Origin of the sequence: Microcoleus sp. CZ3-B2 (genome assembly GCF_036705055.1) — a bacterium.
GTDB lineage: Bacteria > Cyanobacteriota > Cyanobacteriia > Cyanobacteriales > Microcoleaceae > Microcoleus.
Genome location: NZ_JAUBTN010000001.1, coordinates 84,675 through 105,471 on the forward strand (window position 1 = coordinate 84,675; position 20,797 = coordinate 105,471).

The window sequence follows — 20,797 nt, forward strand, 5'->3', positions numbered from 1 at the left end:
TAGTACGGATCAATACAATTGGATTTTGTCGATCGCCCTACAGGAAGGCACTTGCTAGATGCTATCTACGAAAAGTTTGCCAAACCCCAACTACACGATACTTTCAAACCCAGCAATCCGTCAATTTACGTTCGGCACCAGCTAGGGCAAGTTGTGGATGGAAATTATATCATAGAAAAAGTCTTTGAAGACTCTGGTACTGGTTTTTATGCTGAAAGTCGCCTTCCCGTTTCTGGGAACAATCCGCCCGTGCTCGTGATTCGCGGCTACGGTTCTTGGTATCCTTTCGAGCGCGTTTTGGAAGATACGCCCGATGTATTTATGGCAAAACTAGAACGCCAGTTAAAAGCGGCGAAAACTGCGGGTGCTATTGATTGGATAAAACAGCAATTTCACAGCGGAAATCCGCCGGATGTCATCGGAGAAAGTTTGGGCGGCAAAGTTGCTCAGCAAATTGCAGCAAAATACCCGAATTATCTGCGATGTACTGTAAGTTTTAATTCTGTGGGCGTTTCGGAAAAGTTAGCTCAAACTTCCACCGCTAACAATGTTTTTCACTACTTTACTTTAGGCGAAAGGTATGCTTTCTGGGCAAATGAAGGCGATTACATACCGGGAACAATTTTTGTGATTTCCCAGAAAGGGGAAAACTGTTGTTACAAGCTAGAAGAGGCGATCGTCCGAAGGGCTCATTTTGAACGTAAGTTTCGCAAAAGACGAGTCCTGATGGCAATATTTGCCCAGTGGCTGTTGTTAAATCGGCATAATGCGATCGTCCTCAACAAGAAAAAGCCGGTAGTCGTTCAGATCGATCGGGCTCAATTGCAAATTTTCCGAAAAAGTCGCTTTGTTTAAACTCAGACCAAATTGCTTCAGGTAGCAGAGGGCTGATTTTCCCGCGCTGCGACGGCGAGTACCAGACAAAGGGCTGCGATCGCTTTTTCCCACTCTTCCTTAACGGCGATGGGTTCAACCTCATCAAAAGCGCTAACTAAGCGAGGGATCGATCTTTCTAATGCTTTGCTGGGAATCGATTTGTGCAATTCAACTAAACGAGTTAAACTTTCTTGATTCTTCAAAAAATCCACTACCCATTTAGTAGTATGATCGGGACTGTCCGGGACATTTTTAATTCCTAGTTCTGTTTGCAACCAGTCGTAAAAAGGCGGCAGCTTTTTGGCTAAAACAGCTCCAGCAGTGGGTAAAGTTTCTTTTAGCAAAGCAGTATCGAGACTCCCCAAAACTTGATTTAACTCCGGTGATTCCAGCAAGGTAGTTAATGGAAGCGAAAGCATGGCTTCAGAATCCTCGGGGGATACATTTAAAATCCGCGAAAATGTTTGCAGCATGGGAAAGTATTTGGTATGGATGACTTTTTCACTATAACAATAACACGCCGCACTGAATGTGAGCTACCTCATATTCAGCAATTTTGATGGAAAATAATTAAATTGAACTCATTTTTTGAGGCTAGCAATTCATTGACGGGCATACTAAAATTAAGCCCAACTATTTGAGTGCTGACAAGTTCACCCCTGGTAAATAAAAGTCTCTGCTGTTGAGTAATACCAATTTAAAAAAATCTTGCTCAAATATAACTTTTGGGCAGAGTGAAACAGAGAGTTGTTTGCTCAAATATTGTCGAGGAGGTGCGTCGCTTGGAGATTTTCGATTTTTTTGGGGGACGATCTATGGCGACGCGCCCTACAAACATTGTTGTATAAATTTTAAAAATTGGTATATAGCGGTTCGATCGCGTGGTGACGTATGCCCTATGCCGGATAGTACGTCATATTTCTGAGACTCGGCTATATCTGCGTTCACCTGCAGTTAAGAATTTCGCATTCATAAATCTAAATAAATTCTCCTTTCGCCACCATCACAACCTTACCACCAACCAAAACCTCTATTTCTTCCTGATTTTTTTGAGCTTTCAATAGCAGCAGCGAAGGTCTGCCAATCTCATAACCTTGTTCGACTCTCACATCAATTTTGGCTGCCCCGCAATAACCATATTCTACCAAATATCCAGCCAAACAGCCATTGGCACTGCCCGTCGCCGGGTCTTCGGGAATTCCTAGGGAAGGGGCGAAAACTCGGACGCTTAAATCATTAATGTGGCTGTAGGTTTCCGGGCAGAAAATTAAAATTTCTTTGGCTTCTGTGGTATTAATCAGTTGAAAATATTGGTCTAAGTTAACTTGAGCTTTTTTGAGCGCTGCGAGATTTTTTAACGGTACAATGATAAACGGCACTCCGGTGGAAACTTCTTGAATGGGGAATTTTGCATCAATTTCATCGACTTCTAAATTCAGGATGCGGGCGAGAGTTTCGGCTGATAAAACTTGACCGAATGTTGGCGGGTTTTGTCGCATCCATAAAATATCTGCGGATTGATTGTGATAATTAAAGGTGACAGGAATTTGACCGACGGCTAGATTGAGAATTACTCGATCGACCTTTTCGCCAATTATCTCTTGCTGCAACACAAACGCAGTGCCCAACGTCGGATGACCGGCAAAGGGCAATTCCTTCTTGGGCGTGAATATCCGCACGTCGTAGCCGTTATTTCGCGGATCGGGCGATCGAATAAACGTGGTTTCGGAATAATTAATTTCCCTCGCTATCAGCAGCATTTCGGCCTCTGAGAGCTCGGCAACTCCAGCGCCGCAAAATACAGCTAGCTGATTGCCAGCATATTTTGACTCAGCAAACACATCAACTATATAAAAATTCATATTTCCCTCTTGCAACAGTAGTTTTTAGTCAGGAGTTTTCAGAAACCGGGTTTTTTACGACAATACTTAGTTTTTACCCTCAAATTATCTAAAAAACCCGGTTTATTTGGTTGTACGCGCTCACAAAGCCTTCCTTCTTCCTGATGACGTTGTACGGAAAGCAGTTGCCAGTTGTCAGTTGTCAGTTGTCAGTTACCAGTTGCCAGTTGCCAGTTGTCAGTTGTCAGTTGCCAGTTGCCAGTTGTTACCAATAACAAATAACAAATAACAAATAACTAATGACTAATGACTAATGACTAATGACTAATGACTACTGACTACTGACTTCTAATTACTTCAAACAGCGAATGGCCTGCAACATTCCCCTGGCTTTATTCAGAGTTTCTTCGTACTCCAGATCCGGGTTAGAATCTGCCACCAAACCAGCACCGGCTTGCACAGAAACCGAATGTTTATTTCCATCTAAAGAACGAACAACCATAGTCCGAATTGCGATCGCGCTATTCAACTGTCCTTCAAAATCATAATACCCGTAAACCCCAGAATAGGGGCCGCGACGGCAACCTTCTAACTCGTGCACAATTTCCATCGCGCGAATCTTCGGAGCACCGCTAACCGTACCCGCAGGAAAACCAGCTTTCAACAAATCCCAAGCTGTCTTATCCTCGGCCAATTCTCCCACTACATTGCTCACAATGTGCATCACGTGAGAATAACGCTCAATTCCCATTAATTCATCAACTTTGACAGTACCATTTCGGCAAACTCTACCTAAATCATTCCTGCCCAAATCTACTAACATGACGTGTTCCGCAATTTCCTTCGGATCTTGCAGCAATTGGGCAGCCAAAGCATCATCTAGTTCGGGAGTTTTGCCCCGGCGGCGCGTGCCGGCAATCGGCCGCAAAGTTGCAATCTTTTTGCCGTCGGCAGTATTTTCTGCCTTCACCATAATTTCGGGACTAGAACCGATAATCTGCCAATCTCTGAAATTAAAATAAGCCATGTACGGAGAAGGATTAATCAATCGCAAAGAGCGGTAAAGTGCAAAAGGATCGCCGCTATATTTAGCTTCCAGCCGCTGCGAAATTACTACCTGAAAAATATCTCCGGCTTTGATATAATCCTTGGCTTTTAAGACATTTTCACAATACTTGTCGCGGGTAATATTGCTGGTGTAAGCTAATTCTGTATTTTCATTTGTGGAACCGACATCTTGCTCGTCCCTCGGCGGAGTCCATTCTATGAGAGTAGATTGCTGGGAAAGCGGGGATTGCAGCTTATTTACTAAGTGAGAAACGCGATCGCACGCTTTGCCGTAAGCATCAGCCAAATCAACGCCAACCTCCCGCAAATCCGCATAGGCTACGGCCCAAATTTTCCGCTTCACCTGGTCAAAAATCAGCAAATTATCAACCTGCATCCACAACCCATCGGGCAAATCGTTTTCTGCAGCCGGATGCACGGGAACTCGCGGTTCTATCCACTTAATTAACTCGTAACCCCAAAAACCGAATAACCCGCCAATTCCCGGCGGTAATTGTGGCAATTTCACTGGTTTGTAGGGCTGCAAACACTCGTTTAATGCTGCAAACGGATCGCCGGCAAATACTTTTTGGGAACCGTCGCGGTAAACTTGAGTTGTGCGAGATCCCCTAGCCTCCAAAATCCACAGCGGATCGCACCCTAAGAAACTATAACGCCCGATTTTCTCCCCACCTTCCACCGACTCCAGCAGAAAACTGTAGGGTTGACCGGCACAAACCCGATACCACGCAGACACTGGCGTATCCAAATCAGCAACCCATTCTTGATACACGGGCACAAAATTGCCTTGTTTAGCCAGTTCTGAAAATTGTGAGAAGTCGGGAAACATCATAAAGTAAAAGGAAGAAGGAAAATGGAAGATGGAAGAAGTCATTAGTTATTTGTCATTAGTCATTAGTTATTTGTTATTTGTTATTTGTTATTTGTTATTGGTAACAACTGACAACTGACAACTGACAAATAACTACTGACAACTGGCAACTGCTTTCCGTACAACGTCATCAGGAAGATGGAAGAAGAAGGAAAGATAGAAAGAAGAAGAAGAATAAAGAAGAAATACACACTAACCTTTTGATCCATACATATTGTATGTTTAATTAAGTGGATTTACTTACAATCAATAAACAAAAGACGGAAACCAACATCCCTCCGGCGGCTGGTAGTCGCCAACGGCCATCACCGCCATCGGTTTGACGGCGCGTAGCCCTTCTTTCAAGCACCAGCGAAACAAACTTGCATATCTCAGCGGCAAGTGGAAAGCCAGCACATCTTCGGAAGTGTACGCAGCAGCCCCCAAGAGCAAAGCCTGCATATCTGCCTCGGTGTGGGCGACGCTGTGGCCCAAAGCTGATACCGCACAAGTATAAGCCACAATCCGACCTTGCTGGCAAGCAACGAAGGGGGAAAAGTGATTCAGGGCGTATTCTATCTCGGAAGTTCGATCGCACCCGCATACTTTTTCGCACAAAACCTGACATTCGCCCACATCCTCAGCAGTCAGCGGCCGCACCTCAAACCCATACTGCGGTTGGCTGTGAAACTTCCCCTCCATTAGCACGAAAGGTTCTTTCACCTCAAAACCCAGAGAAGCGTACAGTGACAGCGCAGCCATGTTGAAAGATTCTTGCACCAAACGGATGCCCTCTGCGTCTTTTCCCCGTTCCAGCAAGGCTTTCATGATTTCTCGTCCCGCGCCGCGGCGTTGAAAAGCGCTTGCGACACTGACGGGCCCGATACCGCGAATCGGGTTGCGTTCGTCCATAAAACCGCAGCCGACAACCGCACCGGCGCTCTCGGCTACGATGCCGAAATACGAGGGATTTTCAATCCAAAACTGAGTGATTTCGGCAGCCAACTCTACCGTCATAAAATCTGTGTGAGGGAAGAAATGGCGATCGGAAATATCTTTAAAAGCTTCATAATTAATGCGAGCGCAAATATCGATATCACTTGGTGTTGCTCGCCTGATTGCGACATTCATTCATTTTTAATTAATGATTAAGTTTTAATTATATTTGAAGTTAGCAGCAGTTGGGCGCGGCCCGTTGCTGTCAGATCAACCCTAAAGTTATTAAAAAATATCGCTTTTATCCTAGTATCGATGGGAGCATCTAATTTTTGGAAAAAGCCTTTTTTGATTATAATGCTGTCCCCGCTTGCTTGTAGAACCAAGCGAGCGAGGAGGGCACTACAAAGCAAAACTGAGAGGAGCCAGTCTCGATCGCCCTCAATTACCAAAAAAAATGGGGAGGAAAGAGAATACTCTTCCCCCTTTTTTTTTTGGGGGGCCTGCGGGCGATCGGTCTTAACTGAGCTTTTGGGGCCTTATTACCTTTTCAAGCTCAGCGATTAGCTCAAAACCTAAACTTCGTAGGTTTTCTTACCGGTGAACTTCACCTTAATCGGATTAGGGTTGCTGCCGATATTGCGGTCAATCTTACCGACGTAGGGACGACCTTCGTTCACCTTCTCGGGGAACACGCCATCCTTGGGATGCAGGTACTCATTAGAACCGTCGGGAAATACGCGGTAGATTTTGTAGTTCGAGATTTTGAATTTCGCCCGCAGTTGCTGGCCGCCCAAAGCGATGCACTGCTCCTTCCGGGGCAGATACAGCAAGTTGTCGCCTTGACGCATAATCGCAGCGCCACCTGTAGGCATTTCAAACACCTGCTCCTTGGGGCTAGTCCAAGTGATAGCATACTTCTCTTCAACTAGCGCCTTGGTCAGCAAGCCGCCGGTGCTGCCGCCGAAGATTGGGGGTTGTCCAGTCAGTTCTTCTGCCATAGATATATCCAAAGGATTTTACGGCATCCTATCATCCAGACTGCGCGCTGTTCTCAAAATTGTAAGGAAAGTTAACAGTTTTTGGGCGATCGATCTTTTCTGATAATTGCTAATTAGTATTTGATAATTGATAATTAGTAATTTTTGCCAAACTTAGAAAACATAATTATCAAATACAAATCCCCCAAATAATAGCTCAATAAAAATGCAATGCTTCGGGTGTTTGTAGCGCACCCAAAGCATCGCATATTCCCCCAGTTTTCTCTGTGCGGGCGATCGCACCATTTACTGCACCAAGCCTAAGTCAAGAACCAATGAGGGTCATAACCGCGCGGAATTTGACTCAAAGCAGTCCAAGTTTCTCGGTTGACAACCCCGTCGGCCTCAATCCCAAAGCTTTTTTGAAATGCGCGAACAGCGTTCTCTGTCAAAGTAGAAAATTGGCCGTCAATTTCACCACTGTAGTGCTGGGAAAGCCTCAAAACTTCCTGAACAGTAGCGACTGCTTCCCCAGAACTGCCGAATCTGAGTACCGGCATATTAACCGGAGATTGAGTATCAAGGGCCTGCCAAGTAAGCGGCCCGACAATACCGTCCGGCGGCAAGAAAACCCGAAACTGATACAGTTTCACAGCAAATTCCACTGCTTTGTCAAAAATTCCTTTCGCAGGCTGCCGGTAAACGCGCAGCTTGGTTAGCAGTTGTTCTAGTTCCAACACGGCTTTACCTTGAGAACCTAATTGCAGTTGCGGGTGGTTGGCGATAGCTTCGGTAGAATTCATCCGAGTTTTAAGTGACATAATAAATTTCGTAACCTTTAGGTTTGACTATTCTGTTTGTAAAAAAGTTTTTCCGGGCGAAACATTTGCATCCTCAAGTTTTGGCGAATCAATACTGGCGATGGCAGTGTCTCAACCGATTCGATCGACTTTTAGCATCTCATATCAAATCCTCTCTTCATCGGAATAGTAAATTCACTGTTGACTGTTGACTGTTTACAGTTAACAGTTAACATCATGAGGAGTGGAACCGGAATTGATATCACATCATGTCTGGTAGATTACCGCAACAAAAACGGTTTGTAGTACGCCCGCAATTCCCCACGCGCGATCGCATTTTATTGTGGTTGATCGAACAAACGCGATATCAAGATTTGTGCGCCTTCCAACTTCATTCTCGCCAGCATCGCTAGGGCTACACCCGAAATTTTGCCTAAACACCGGGTTTAACAAAGCCAGCGCGTCCTGAATCTGCTTCTATACTTTCGATCCTAAACATAGACACCGCGCCTGCGGCATCACCTGAAAGGTGTATTTCATAGGGTGAGGGTTGAGGGTGAGAAGGCTAGAGGAGGAGGCTGGTTCGGCGCTGAAAACTTTTTTGTGTTAAGCTGCATCGGGCGATCGATCGAGTTAGTCGATCGACACCTACGCACCTAAAACTGAGAAACCCAGTTTTTAAGCAAATCTGCTCAATCTTTGCCGCCGCATCCTACAAAAAGAGTTTTGATATAAGTAATTTCCGCAGCCGTCACTAAAAAACGACAGTTTACATCTCAGTAAATTCTCCAGCTTACAACCACCTATCAACCTGATTTTTTATGCAGGTAAAGCAGTCCCGCTCGACTTCGATAAAAACACAATCTTTCTGCGATTGCTTTCCTTTTCCTCGCAATCACAATCTATTTATTTACCCTAGGGCTTTTATTATTAATTTTTAATAAACTTAATTTACAGCGATCGGCGCGATGTTGTAAGATTTAATGTAAAGCCTGCAACACTTACACAACAACAATGAAAAATCCAGAGCGGCAATTTCCCGATCGCTCGATTTATTAGAAATCTCCAGAACAGCATTTAAAGAACAGCCTCGAAGAGCCTGATTTACAACCATTCTTGGAGAAGTCTATTTAAACAATCCCAGACGCACGCGGGGTCAAAAACCCGGTTTCTGCGTCAAGTATCTCTCGGAATTATCGACTATTTTTCGTAGAAATCGGTTTGTTTTACGTCCGGGAACATAAAAAAATACCTGTAAATACGTAAGTAATTTTTAAATTTGGCGATCGATATATCTTTCAAACCTGCTTGTTTGCGGCCAGGCGATCGCCCGCCGTTCATCTTGGATCGAGATGTCAAATTCTAGAATAAGAACTTAATTATAAACTGGGAAGGATCGACTATGCTGCCAGCTTCGGAAATTTCGGGTTACAACTTACAAGAACTCATTCACCAAGGAACTAACACAGTTATTTACCGAGCAGTATCGACAGCCGAGAAACAGTTAGTCATTCTCAAGATTTTAAAAATTGACTATCCTACCCTCGAACAGATTGCCAGGTTCAAACACGAATATCATATCGCCAAACATCTCGATTCTCAGTATGTCATCAAAATTTTTCGACTCGAAACGCATCAAAATTACTTAGTATTAGTATTAGAAGATATTGGAGGAATCTCCCTCAAACAATGGATAAACACCCTAGGCGATCGGCTAAAATGTGCCGCAGGACAAACAAATAGTCCACCAGCGAGTGCCACCAATTACCAATTATCCCTTGTCGATTTTTTTAACACAGTCGTGCCCATCACCAAAGCTTTGATATTTCTGCATGAAAATCAAGTCATTCACAAAGACATTAAACCTGAGAACATTATCATCAATCCCCACACCAAGCAAATAAAAGTTGCTGATTTTAGCATCGCTTCGTGGTTAAGAAAAGAACAAACAGACTTAAAAAATCCCGATCGCCTAGAAGGAACCCTGGCCTATATGTCGCCAGAACAAACAGGGCGGATGAACCGCCCTCTAGACTACCGCAGCGATTTCTACTCTCTAGGTGTCACCTTTTACGAACTGCTGACAGGACAATTACCATTTACCAGTAGCGATACATTAGAAATTGTACACTGTCACATTGCCAAACAACCCCTTCCCATACAACAATTCAACCCACAAATTCCCCCGGTTTTGACCCAAATTGTGGCAAAACTCATGGCAAAAAATGCTGAAGACAGGTATCAAACAGCTACAGGATTGTTAGCAGATTTAGAACGCTGCCAAAATCAAATCGAGAAGTTAGGGACAATTGTTAACTTTATTCCCGGACAAGTCGATACCCTCAGTCAGTTGTCAATTCCTCAGAAACTCTACGGACGAGAAACGCAAATAGCACAACTATTACAAGTGTACAGTCGCGTCAGCAACGGCCGCAGTGAAATTGTCATAGTAAGCGGCTACTCCGGCATCGGCAAATCTGCATTAGTCCATGAAATTATCCCGAATTTAACGCGGCAGCGCGCCTACTTTACCTCTAGTAAATTTGACCAATTCAAGCGAAATATTCCCTATGCTTGTCTCACTCAAGCTATGCGTAACTTAGTCAAGCAAATTTTGATGGAAACCCCAACTCAGCTAGCAGAATGGCGAAAACATTTACTCAACGCTTTGCAAAAAAATGCCAGAGTTGCGATCGATGCCGTCCCGGAATTACAACTAATTTTGGGCGAGCAGCCAGACGTACCAAAACTTGGTTTAGTTGAATCTCAAAACCGCTTCTACCGAGTGATTCAGCAGTTATTTCAAGCAATTGCCACTGCGGAACATCCCTTAGTAATGTTTCTCGATGACTGTCAGTGGATGGATGCTGGAACAATCAATTTATACCAAAAAAATACCTTTGGTAAAAACCCTTACTTTCTGCTGATTCTTGCTTATCGAGATAATGAAGTAAGCCCGACGCATCCGTTTATGCTGGCTACTGAAGTAATTGGGGAAACAGGAATTCCGACGACCAAGATTCGGCTGCAACCCTTAGCAATTTACGATGTAAACCGATTGGTTTCGGAAACCTTAAAATGCGACGGCAAACAAGCCGCCGATTTTGCCAAATTACTGCTAGCAAAAACTAATGGCAACCCATTTTTCGTCAAGCAACTATTGAAATCATTGTATTATGAAAAACTGCTAGTGTTTAACGCAATCTGCGGCGAATGGGAGTGGGATATTCAAAAAATTAAAGAGCAAAATATTTCGGAAAATGTAGTCAACTTAATGATTAAAAAAATTCAAAATTTGTCAGATCCAACTCAGAGAATTTTACAGTTGGCAGCTTGTACAGACAATGAATTTAGTTTAGATATATTGTCAGTATTGAGCGAACAATCTTTGACTCAAACAGCACAAGATTTATGGGAAGCATTGGAAGTAGGGTTGATTTTGCCTCTAGGTTGTGGCTATCGATTACCGCAAGTATTTGAGCAGCAGGAATTAAATAATTTGGAAAAAATAGCCGACAAAGCGCGCTATAAATTTTTACACGATCGGGTTCAACAAGCCGCTTACGTGATGATTCCTGACTCGCAAAAACAATCTGTGCACTGGAAGCTGGGACGTTTGTTGTTAACCTTAAGCAATGAAGCCCAACGCCAAAAACAGATTTTTTATATTGTCAATCATTTGAACTTGGCTCGCGGGTTGATTGTCGATGTTGAAGAACTTTATGAATTAGCAGCATTAAATTTACAAGCAGGGAAAACTGCCAAAGCTGCTTCGGCTTTTGAAGATGCACTTACTTTTTTTCAAGCTGGGTGCGACTGTTTGCCTGTGTCAAGTTGGCAAGATAATTATGCCTTGAGTTTGAGGCTACATTTAGAACGGGGTAAAGCGGAATATTTGAATGGCAAAAATGATGCAGCTTTAGCTATTTTTGACAGGATTTTACCCCTATCTCAGACTTTGTTAGAACGGTGTTCGATCGCAGAATTAAAAATAATTTGTCTGCGGATGAAGAATGATTTATCTGCTGCTTATCAGTTAGCGATTGAATCCTTAAATTCTTTGGGGATTGATATTGAGCCGTACCCGGATGATGATTTTCTAGCCAGTGAATTAGTCGAGACGAAGAGGATGATTGGCGGCTCGATCGATCGATTGGCATATTTACCAGAACTTACCGATCCGCTCAAACTGGCAGCTCACCGGATTTTGAAAGAACTTTTCCCGATCGCCTATTTTACCAGTCCCAACGCTCAATATCTCTGCGCGATGAAGTTTGTGCAAACGAGCATACTGTACGGCAATTCTCAATTTTCCGCCTTTGCTTACACTTTGTACGCCTTTACTTTGGTCAACAAATATCGCGAAATCAAGGCTGGTAGCAGCGCCGGAAAACTATCGCTCAACCTCTACGAACGCTGGGATAATAAAGAGTTAGGTGCTGGTATTTTCCATATGTGGGGGGCTTTAACTTTACATTACATGAAATATCTTGATGAGTGCAAGCCTTTTATACTAAAAGCTTTCAGTAGCGGTTTAGAAACAGGTGCTTATCAATGGTCGGGATACGCTTCGATTAATTATCTTTGGATCGGCTTTTTTGGCAACGAATCTTTGGCTAAATCTACGGAAATTGCTGATAAATTTATTCCCGTGCTCTCAAAGGTCGATCGCAATATGTTAGCTTATCACTTGCTGACCAAAAATGCGATCGCCCAACTCACCACCCCAGCAGCAACCGCCCTAGAACCGGAAACCTTCATCGACGAACAGCAGCTTTTAGCATTCGCGAATTCCTCTGCCGATCTTACCACTGCTTTTGTAATTTATCTTTACAAGCTCACCCTAGCTAATTGGTTTGGCGAGGTCGATCGGGCATTAGAATATGCCCTCGCAGGTGCAGAATTTTTGAAAGGCGGCGCAGGACATTTTGTCAATCCCGTTTTTTGCTTCCATCACGCGATCGCCCTAGCTGCTGCTTGCACAACAGCCAACGATATCGAGTCCAAGCTCTACCGAAAACAGCTCAATATTAGTCGAGACCAATTTCGAGATTTTGCAGAGCATTCCCCTGCAAATTACCTGCACAAATATTCATTAATTCAGGCAGAAATCGCGAGGTTGTCAGGAGACAGCTACACAGCAGCGCAACATTACGATCGGGCGATCGCCTCCGCGCTCAAACATGGCTTCGTCCAAAATGCTGCCCTCGCCAATGAATTAGCTTCCCGATTTTATCTAGCAGAAAATCGTTACAATCTCGCTAAAATATATCTCAATGACGCTCGCTTTTGCTATCTAGAGTGGGGTGCAACTGCCAAAGTCGATCGACTAGAAAAATTTTATCTCGATTGGTTTAACAAAATCAGCGATGCTCCGACAACGATAACTAGAACTGCAAATACAGCCGCTGATGTCAATATTTTTGACTTAAAAACAGTAATTAAAGCCTCCCAGGCTATTTCTAGCGAAATTGTCTTAGAAAAATTATTAAAAAAACTGCTGCATATTATTTTAGAAAATGCGGGAGCCCAAACCGGCTGCATTCTTTTAGAACGAGACGGGTACTTGTTTGTTGAAGTGTCGGATAGCGATCGGCCCGATTATGCAATATTTGAAGAATTGCACCAAATCCAAAACAACTGCCAAGTTCCTATTTCCCTCATTAATTACGTCGCTAGAACTCAGGAACCGCTGGTGCTAATCGATGCAGCTAAAGAAACACTTTACCACTTTGATACCTACATTCAACATTATCAACCAAAGTCGGTTTTGTGCGCGCCAATAGTCTATCAAGGAAAGTCGATCGGTATAGTTTATTTAGAAAATAACTTCGTGCCCGGAGCCTTCACCCAAGAAGGGTTAAAACTTTTGGAAATGTTGACCGCACAAGCAGCAATTGCCATTGCAAATGCGCGCTTGTACGCTAGCGAACAAAATCAATCCCGCCAATTAGCTGAATCCCTAGAAAATTTACAACAATCCCAAGTCGAACTCGCCCAAAAAGAAGAAGAGTACCGCAGTATTTTTGAGAGTGTAGCAGACGGACTTACCTTAGTAGATTTGGAAACCGGAAAATTTGCGGCAGTAAACCCGATAGCGTGCGAAATGTACGGTTATTCTGGGGAGGAATTTTTGAGCTTGAGTCCCCTCGATGTCCAGCACCCAAATTACGTACATCTGTTCGATGAGTTTATCGCAACCATCATCTCGCGCCAAGAATTTTATTGTCAAACTGTGGTGCTGCGAAAAGACGGTACAGAATTCGATCTTGAGATTAGAGCCAAGTTTTTTGAATACAAAGGGAAACCCCATGCTTTGTCAATTGGTCGCGATATCAGTCACCGCAAGCAAGCGGAACAAGCTTTGCAAACATCAGAAACTCAACTGAGAGAGAAAGCTGAAAATTTAGAAAACATATTGATGGAACTGCAAAAAACTCAGGCGCAATTAGTTCAAACTGAAAAAATCTCGCAACTCGGACAACTGGTTGCTGGAGTTGCTCACGAAGTGAACAATCCTATTGGCTTTATTTCTGGAAACTTGCACTACGTCCAAGAATATATTGCTGATTTAATTAATTTGGTGAATCTTTATCAAGAAAAATTTCCCGAACCGGGAACAGAAATTGAACAGGAAATTGAATCGATAGAGCTAGAGTATTTATTAGCTGATTTGCCCAAAACTGCAGAGTCAATGAAGATGGGAATCGATCGCATCCGCGACATTATGCAATCTCTACGCAACTATTCCCGCACCGACACTCTGCACAAAAGAGCAGTTGATATCCACGAAGGCCTGGAAACTACTTTAATGATTTTGTCTCACCGGCTCAAGGCGAAAAATAACAGGCCGGCTATTAAAGTTATTAAACATTACGGTGATTTACCAAAATTAGAATGCCATCCCGGACAACTCAATCAAGTATTTATGAATTTGATTGCTAATGCGATCGATGCTTTTGAAGAAGCTAACGCGGGAAAAACTTACGCTGAAATTGAAGAAAATCCGAATACAATTCTAATTTCTACGGCGGTAGTTTGCGAGAAAGAACCGGAAATAATTGACAAGATTGTGATTCGGATTGCTGACAACGGGCTGGGAATGCCGGAAGCTGTAAAAACAAAATTGTTTACGCCATTTTTTACAACGAAAGTAGAAGGTAAAGGTACGGGATTGGGACTGTCTATTTGCTATCAGATAGTGACTGAAAAACATGGGGGAACTTTGGAATGTTTGTCTTCCTTAGAATCGGGTACAGAGTTTACGATTGGTATTCCGATGTAGGGGAGTCATTGGTCATTAGTCAGTAGTCAGTAGTCAGTAGTCAGTAGTCAGTAGTCAGTAGTCAGTAGTCATTGGTCAGTAGTCATTGGTCATTAGTCATTGGTCATTGGTCATTGGTCATTAGTCATATCAAATCCTCTCTTCATCGGAATAGTAAATTCACTGTTGACTGTTGACTGTTAACAGTTAACAGTTAACAGTTAACATCACCAGGAGTGCAATCGGAATTGATATCATCAGTTATTATCGTTGAATTACGCATCACAAAAATGCTCAAACCTTTTTTATTATGGTCTATCGAGCGGCGAAAATTTGTCAATTGATTCTAAACAATTGGAATAGTAAAGTGAAATTCGCTTCCTCGGTCTTTTCCTGGGGAATCTGCCCAAATTTTACCGCCCCAGCCGGCGACAATCTGCTTGCAAATTGCCAATCCCAAACCGGTACCGCCGGCGCTGCGCCGCAATGCTCCTTCTTCTTGATAAAATCGATCGAACACTACTTTCAAGCTATTCGCTTCGATTCCCCGCCCCGTATCGGCGACCAGCACTTCCACCATCGCAGAACCGTTGCATTTGGCTCTGATGGTGACGCTTCCCTTCGCTGTGGTGAATTTGCAGGCGTTGTCTAGCAGTTTGGACAGCACCTCCACTAACCACTCGCCGTCTGCTTGGACTAATGGCAATTCTGCGGATACTTCGGTGATAATTTCCGGTAACTGTCGATCGAGTCCGCCGCGCGATCGCACGCTGCTGAGGGCCAAGTCCACACATTCTTGCAGCGTCAGCGATTCTACATTCCATTTAACTTGTCCGCTTTCTAGGTTAGAAAGAGTTAAAAAATCTTGGACAAGTTTACGCATTCGATCGGCATCTCCGAGGGCTGTTTCTAACATAATTTTTCGCAATTCTTGGGGCATCTCTGGCTCGGAGTTCAAACTTTCCAGACATACTTGAATTGTCGATAGCGGAGTTCGGAGTTCGTGTCCGGTGATGGCTATGAGATTGCTGCGAGTGCGGTCTAATGCTTCTAATTGTTGGTTGAGTTCTTCTAAATTAGCGTAGGTTTCTGCTTGAATTAAGGCTGCTCCGAGTTGGGTGGCGATCGCCTCTACTAAAGCAATTTCGTCTTCTTCCCAAGGCGAAGTCGATCGGCACTGGTGCATTTCCACCATGCCCAAAATCCGCCCATGATAAAGCACCGGCACCATCAACCAAGAGACGATCTGCCAATTTTTGACAATTTTGCCCAAAGATTTTGTATTGAGAATCAGCGGGTGTTCTGCTGTGTCTTGGATGTAAACTCGCTCTTGCCGCGCTACCGCGTCGCTCCATATTGGATTGGACTGTAGCGGCCAAGTCTGATTTAATAGAGAACTAGCACCCAGGCGCAAAAACTCGCGATCGATTTTGACCGACACATCTGCGGCTTTGCAGCGATAAATCAAACAGCGGCTGGCTGACAAAGCTGTTCCCAGTTCTTGCACTGCGACTTCGACGATTTCTTGCGGGTTGAGAGACTGCCGCATTGCCGTTGTAATTAAGTTTATGAGGCGTTCTTTGCGTTCTTGGGCGGCGATCGCGCTGTATGCTTTCAGCAGTTTGTGCTGGCCTGATTGCAAATAGGTTACTAAGCGTTTGGTAAAAGCGTCGCTCAATTTGGGATTGGGAATTCTTGAGTTTTTTGGCGCGCTTTTTTCTGGTTTGGTGGCTGGGGAAGTCGCGGATTTCCTGGTTTTTTTGGTTTTTTTGCCCAGCTTGTAAGTTGTGCGCGCTCGATCGATCTTTTCGGCCAATTCCGGGCGATATTTGACAATGCGATCGAGCAACAATTCGGCAGCTTTGCAGCTTACCTCCCTGTCAAACGTCCAAACTCCCTCAAATCTGCGACCTTGATCCATCAACAGCGGGCCGCGATCGTCCTGATTCTCGATCGGCACAATTTTTTCTTGACAAATCAGACAAGTTGAGTAGTGTTGTCCCAGCACTACTAAGTGCCACTCTTGACTTAATGTGTCCTCCGGTGCAAACGCCACAGTTTCGTAATGTTCCGAGGAATTTTTAAACTCAGTTTCCGGTGCTGCTAGCACGTATACCTGAGAAGATAGAGCGGCAATTCGCCGATAGCGGTGAGCTTCCTGCAGGTAGAAGCGTTCTCGCTGAAAACTAGCAATCACTAGCGGTTCGTCGTCGGAGCCAGTCAAAACCAAGTCTTCCATCGCGTGAGACAGCGCTGTCATGGAAGATTTGAAATAAATTTGTGCCCGCAGTGGGGGCAAAGCTTGCAGAAGTTCTGCCAGTAGCGAAATAGGGACGATCATCTAGCTTTAAACGTGCATTTTTGCCGTTGACAAAACTGGAAAGGGATCGACCGTAAGTTGAGATCGATATTTTTCCAGTATCTCTCAAAAGTCGCTACAAATTGGCCGTTAGCGAGAAACTAACGGCCAATTATTTTTTTCAGTACCAGCGACTCTGAGTATAAATGCTGCGACTGCGATTAAATCAGCGTCGTTCGCCCCCTTCGTCGCTGCCGCCGGGAGATGATTTGTAGAGAGCATCTAATTGTTCGCGGGCATCTTGGACAGTCAGCGAACGCATCACTAACAGCGGCTCGTTGACAACGTTTCCGTATTCGTCTAACAGTTCTGGATGGGGTACAGCTTGAGAGCGAGGATAGGATGCGGAGCCATGATTTGCCCTGAATTGTTGGGGGCGCTGGGACTCCATACCTACCGTGACTAGACTGCGGATTAAGTTACCGACTGCCAGAAAGGCCAGAACAGTGAAAGCTAAAATATAAAGCAGGTGTAACATGATATTTTCCTCCCGGCTAAACAGCCGCACAGCAGTTTACAAATGTGTTTCAGCAAGTAATAACTTATTAACTGGAAATCTGTTGGAACTTTTCAAGTCGGCCGCGACATTTCCTCTTGTTTGGGATTTAACAACAAGTTTAACTTGAACTCGCTTCCTTATTTTTCACGGGGAGCTGACTGCCATGAGCGAAAGCGAGCCGATACTTGCCAGCATTCGGCGAGCAGTCTGTGCCACGGCATCAGTGCTGCGGTTTCAATTGCAACTTGACCTCCGGTTGCTTGAAATAGAGCTTTAGCGGCGCCTACTTCTTGCTGAGCCTGTTTGACTCGCGCCAGCAAGTCGGATTGATCCTCGCCGCTCAGAAAGGGAATTTCCTCAGTTTCTAAGAGAGTGGTCGATCGCTCGAACCAGTATTTAAAATCCTCTAACAGCGGTTCCAGTAGGGATTTGAGCAACTCTGATTCCGGCAAATTGGAATTAAGCATGAATAAAAATTGGGTTATCTACTTATTCTAACCTTAAACGTGCTTTACAATCAGTAACATATTATTAACAATAATTCAAGGATTTAAAAAAACTAGCAGGTGGGCTTGATACTCCCCACTGATGAATCAGGGGGATTCTTGAATGAATCCGAAAACTCTCAAAGGCGTTATCAAAGCACCTCTAGACGCTCAAAACAACTACCAGTATAAAAGGTATTGCAATTGCGCTTACTTTTGAATTGTTTGCTTTCATAATCCATCACTTTCGCCAGATAGGTACGCTTCACATTCTGCCGTTACTTGTCAGTTAAACAGGCTTACTACTCCTTAAGGAGTGTGGTGGCTCACTGTGCCGGGATTTCTCCGATACTAGAATGTTTCAACACGTAGATGGTTTTTTTACTTACAACCTCATCATAACAAAACCTTTCAATGAGTTGCGTAAATAAATGTTGAAGGCGGTTGAAACCGCTACCGAGTTCCTCCCCATGTCGTTAGCCCGGGGCTTCCCTCTCGTTTTTTGGTGAATAAACTTAACCGTGCCAGGAGCAATTTTTGAGTCAAAATCCCAAAATTATGGGAAATATTGGCTCAGACAGCGTGTATATAGCTGAAGGCTCTGTTATACAGAAAACAACAAAAGCAACAGTTTCAAAATTAAGAAAGTCCACAGGTATCAACTTACGTCAAACGTAGTACAGGTATGCTGTCTGACGATTAGGCCGCAGATCCCCCCTAGCCCCCCTTCTTAAGGGGGGAACCGGAAACGACGATCAAAGTCCCCCTTCTTAAGGGGGATTTAGGGGGATCTAGACTCAGCTAAAAGCGAGATTTTTGAAGTGTTCTAGCCTGAAGTTGACACCAATAGCCTCAGCCGGAAGTCAGCGCTTGCTGTCCCAATCTGAGTAAGATAGAAGCAACTACAACTCTCATTAATTGCTAAATTCAGCCGATGTCTAGCTCAGAATCCATGAACGCTCCAGAAGAGTCCGTTAAAATTCAGTTGCCCCGCACCAGCGAGTCGGAGCAACTAAAAAAAATTCGCCACACCACATCTCACGTTATGGCGATGGCGGTACAGAAGTTATTTCCCAAGGCTCAAGTAACAATCGGCCCTTGGATTGAAAACGGTTTCTATTACGATTTTGACAGCCCGGAACCTTTTACCGAAAAGGATCTCAAGGCAATTAAAAAAGAAATGATCAAAATCATCAACCGCAAATTGCCTGTAACTCGCGAAGAAGTCAGCCGCGAGGAAGCAGAACGCAGAATTAAGGAGATTAATGAACCTTACAAATTAGAAATTTTGGATGGTTTGATCGAACCGATTACTCTTTACCATTTGGGTGACGAATGGTGGGATTTGTGCGCTGGGCCCCATTTGGATAATACCAATGAAATCAACGGCAGGGCGATCGAGCTAGAAAGTCTCGCCGGAGCATACTGGCGCGGCGACGAAACCAAAGCTCAGTTGCAGCGCATTTACGGCACAGCTTGGGAAACACCCGAACAGCTAGAAGCCTACAAGCACCGCAAAGAAGAAGCCCTCAGACGAGATCACCGCAAATTAGGTAAAGAATTAGGCTTATTTATTTTTGCCGATGCGGTAGGCCCCGGTTTGCCTTTGTGGACACCCAAAGGCACTATTTTGAGAAGTATTCTAGAAGATTACTTGAAACAAGAACAAATCAAGCGCGGCTACTTGCAAGTTGTGACACCCCACATCGCCAGAGTCGATTTGTTCAAAATTTCTGGACATTGGCAGAAATACAAAGAAGATATGTTTCCGCTGATGGCTGAAGATGCAGAAGCGGCAGCCAACGAACAGGGTTTTGTCATGAAACCTATGAACTGCCCTTTTCACATTCAAATTTACAAAAGCGAATTGCGTTCCTATCGCGAATTGCCGATGCGCTTAGCCGAATTCGGCACAGTTTACCGCTACGAACAATCGGGAGAATTGGGCGGTTTAACCAGGGTACGCGGCTTTACTGTGGATGATTCCCACTTATTTGTAACGCCGGAACAGTTGGATGCTGAATTCTTGAGCGTGGTGGATTTGATTCTGTCAGTATTCAAGAGTCTGCAACTGAAAAACTTTAAGGCGCGTTTGAGTTTCCGCGATCCAGAAAATTTAGAGAAATACATCGGTTCCGATGAAGCTTGGGAAAAGGCGCAAGGTGCAATCCGCCGCGCGGTGGAAACTTTGGGAATGAATTATTTTGAGGGAATTGGGGAGGCTGCTTTTTACGGGCCGAAACTCGATTTCATTTTCCAAGATGTCTTGGATAGAGAATGGCAATTAGGAACTGTTCAGGTAGATTACAATTTGCCAGAACGTTTTGATTTGCAATACGTTTCTGAAGACGGCACTCGCCAGCGTCCGGTGATGATTCACCGCGCTCCTTTCGGTTCTTTGGAGCGCTTGATCGGAATTTTGATCGAACAGTACGCGGGGGATTTTCCGCTGTGGTTAGCGCCGGTTCAGGTGCGTTTGTTGCCTGTGAGCGCGGAGTTTTTGCCGTTTGCTAAGGAAGTTGCGGCGAAGATGCGGGCGCTGAATATTCGGGCTGAAGCTGATGAGAATAGCGAGCGTTTGGGCAAGTTGATTCGCAATGCTGAGAAGGATAAAATTCCGGTGATGAGTGTTGTGGGTGCGAAGGAGGTTGAGTCGAATAGTTTGAATATTCGGACTCGTGCTTCTGGGGAGTTGGGGGCGATTTCGGTTGATGAAGTTATTGGGAGGTTGCAGAGGGCTATTAGCAGTTACGGCGATTTTTAGGGGAGTTTTTTAACCGCAGATGCACGGGGATTAACGCAGATGATTGTTTGATATTGTCTGCGTTTTTCTAATCTG

Annotated in this window: 14 protein-coding genes; 4 read left to right on the plus strand and 10 right to left on the minus strand. The window is 44.3% G+C overall.

The window, feature by feature from the left end; all coding sequences use genetic code 11:
• Positions 1-18 precede the first annotated feature (18 nt).
• The gene (locus tag QUA97_RS00370; protein WP_228049684.1) at positions 19-855 is read left to right on the plus strand and encodes a hypothetical protein; all 837 of its coding nucleotides are present in this window, start codon (positions 19-21) and stop codon (positions 853-855) included.
• A 17-nt stretch (positions 856-872) separates the two neighbouring features.
• On the opposite strand, the gene QUA97_RS00375 is transcribed toward QUA97_RS00370, so the two are convergent.
• The 6 genes from QUA97_RS00375 to QUA97_RS00400 form a co-directional block, all read right to left on the minus strand.
• On the minus strand, positions 873-1,349 hold the full coding sequence (locus QUA97_RS00375; protein WP_333192006.1) for a hypothetical protein: 477 nt from the start codon (positions 1,347-1,349) through the stop codon (positions 873-875).
• A gap of 504 nt (positions 1,350-1,853) precedes the next feature.
• Entirely contained in the window at positions 1,854-2,738 is an 885-nt protein-coding gene (locus QUA97_RS00380; RefSeq protein ID WP_333192008.1) for a PhzF family phenazine biosynthesis protein, read from the minus strand.
• A 331-nt stretch (positions 2,739-3,069) separates the two neighbouring features.
• A complete protein-coding gene (gene trpE / locus QUA97_RS00385; RefSeq protein WP_333192247.1) occupies positions 3,070-4,617 on the minus strand; it encodes an anthranilate synthase component I in 1,548 nt (515 codons plus the stop codon).
• Between the two features lie 285 nt (positions 4,618-4,902).
• Positions 4,903-5,766, minus strand: a complete 864-nt coding sequence (locus QUA97_RS00390) for a GNAT family N-acetyltransferase (RefSeq protein WP_333192010.1) — start codon at positions 5,764-5,766, stop codon at positions 4,903-4,905.
• A gap of 380 nt (positions 5,767-6,146) precedes the next feature.
• Complete coding sequence (locus QUA97_RS00395) at positions 6,147-6,572, minus strand: photosystem I reaction center subunit II PsaD (RefSeq protein WP_194012030.1); 426 nt, start codon at positions 6,570-6,572, stop codon at positions 6,147-6,149.
• Between the two features lie 299 nt (positions 6,573-6,871).
• On the minus strand, positions 6,872-7,372 hold the full coding sequence (locus tag QUA97_RS00400; protein ID WP_194012031.1) for a peptidoglycan-binding domain-containing protein: 501 nt from the start codon (positions 7,370-7,372) through the stop codon (positions 6,872-6,874).
• 248 nt (positions 7,373-7,620) lie between these two features.
• Between QUA97_RS00400 and QUA97_RS00405 the strand changes: the two genes are divergently transcribed.
• Positions 7,621-7,764: a hypothetical protein gene (locus QUA97_RS00405; protein WP_194012032.1), complete on the plus strand. Its 144-nt coding sequence runs from the start codon at positions 7,621-7,623 to the stop codon at positions 7,762-7,764.
• A gap of 787 nt (positions 7,765-8,551) precedes the next feature.
• On the opposite strand, the gene QUA97_RS00410 is transcribed toward QUA97_RS00405, so the two are convergent.
• Positions 8,552-8,710 (minus strand): hypothetical protein, encoded by a 159-nt coding sequence (locus tag QUA97_RS00410; protein WP_333192013.1) that lies wholly within the window; start codon positions 8,708-8,710, stop codon positions 8,552-8,554.
• Between the two features lie 43 nt (positions 8,711-8,753).
• Between QUA97_RS00410 and QUA97_RS00415 the strand changes: the two genes are divergently transcribed.
• A complete protein-coding gene (locus QUA97_RS00415) occupies positions 8,754-14,636 on the plus strand; it encodes a protein kinase domain-containing protein (RefSeq protein WP_333192016.1) in 5,883 nt (1,960 codons plus the stop codon).
• Between the two features lie 325 nt (positions 14,637-14,961).
• Here the strand turns inward: QUA97_RS00415 and QUA97_RS00420 are convergent, their stop codons facing one another.
• The 3 genes from QUA97_RS00420 to QUA97_RS00430 form a co-directional block, all read right to left on the minus strand.
• A complete protein-coding gene (locus QUA97_RS00420) occupies positions 14,962-16,956 on the minus strand; it encodes a DICT sensory domain-containing protein (RefSeq protein ID WP_333192019.1) in 1,995 nt (664 codons plus the stop codon).
• 184 nt (positions 16,957-17,140) lie between these two features.
• Positions 17,141-17,452: a DUF2973 domain-containing protein gene (locus QUA97_RS00425; RefSeq protein ID WP_194012206.1), complete on the minus strand. Its 312-nt coding sequence runs from the start codon at positions 17,450-17,452 to the stop codon at positions 17,141-17,143.
• 158 nt (positions 17,453-17,610) lie between these two features.
• Positions 17,611-17,940 carry a DUF2605 domain-containing protein gene (locus QUA97_RS00430; RefSeq protein ID WP_333192023.1) on the minus strand — a complete coding sequence of 110 codons (330 nt, stop codon included), beginning with the start codon at positions 17,938-17,940 and terminating at the stop codon, positions 17,611-17,613.
• A gap of 952 nt (positions 17,941-18,892) precedes the next feature.
• On the opposite strand from QUA97_RS00430, the gene thrS reads away from it, so the two are divergent.
• Positions 18,893-20,722, plus strand: coding sequence for a threonine--tRNA ligase (gene thrS / locus QUA97_RS00435; RefSeq protein WP_333192025.1), 1,830 nt, complete (start codon positions 18,893-18,895; stop codon positions 20,720-20,722).
• Positions 20,723-20,797 lie beyond the last annotated feature (75 nt).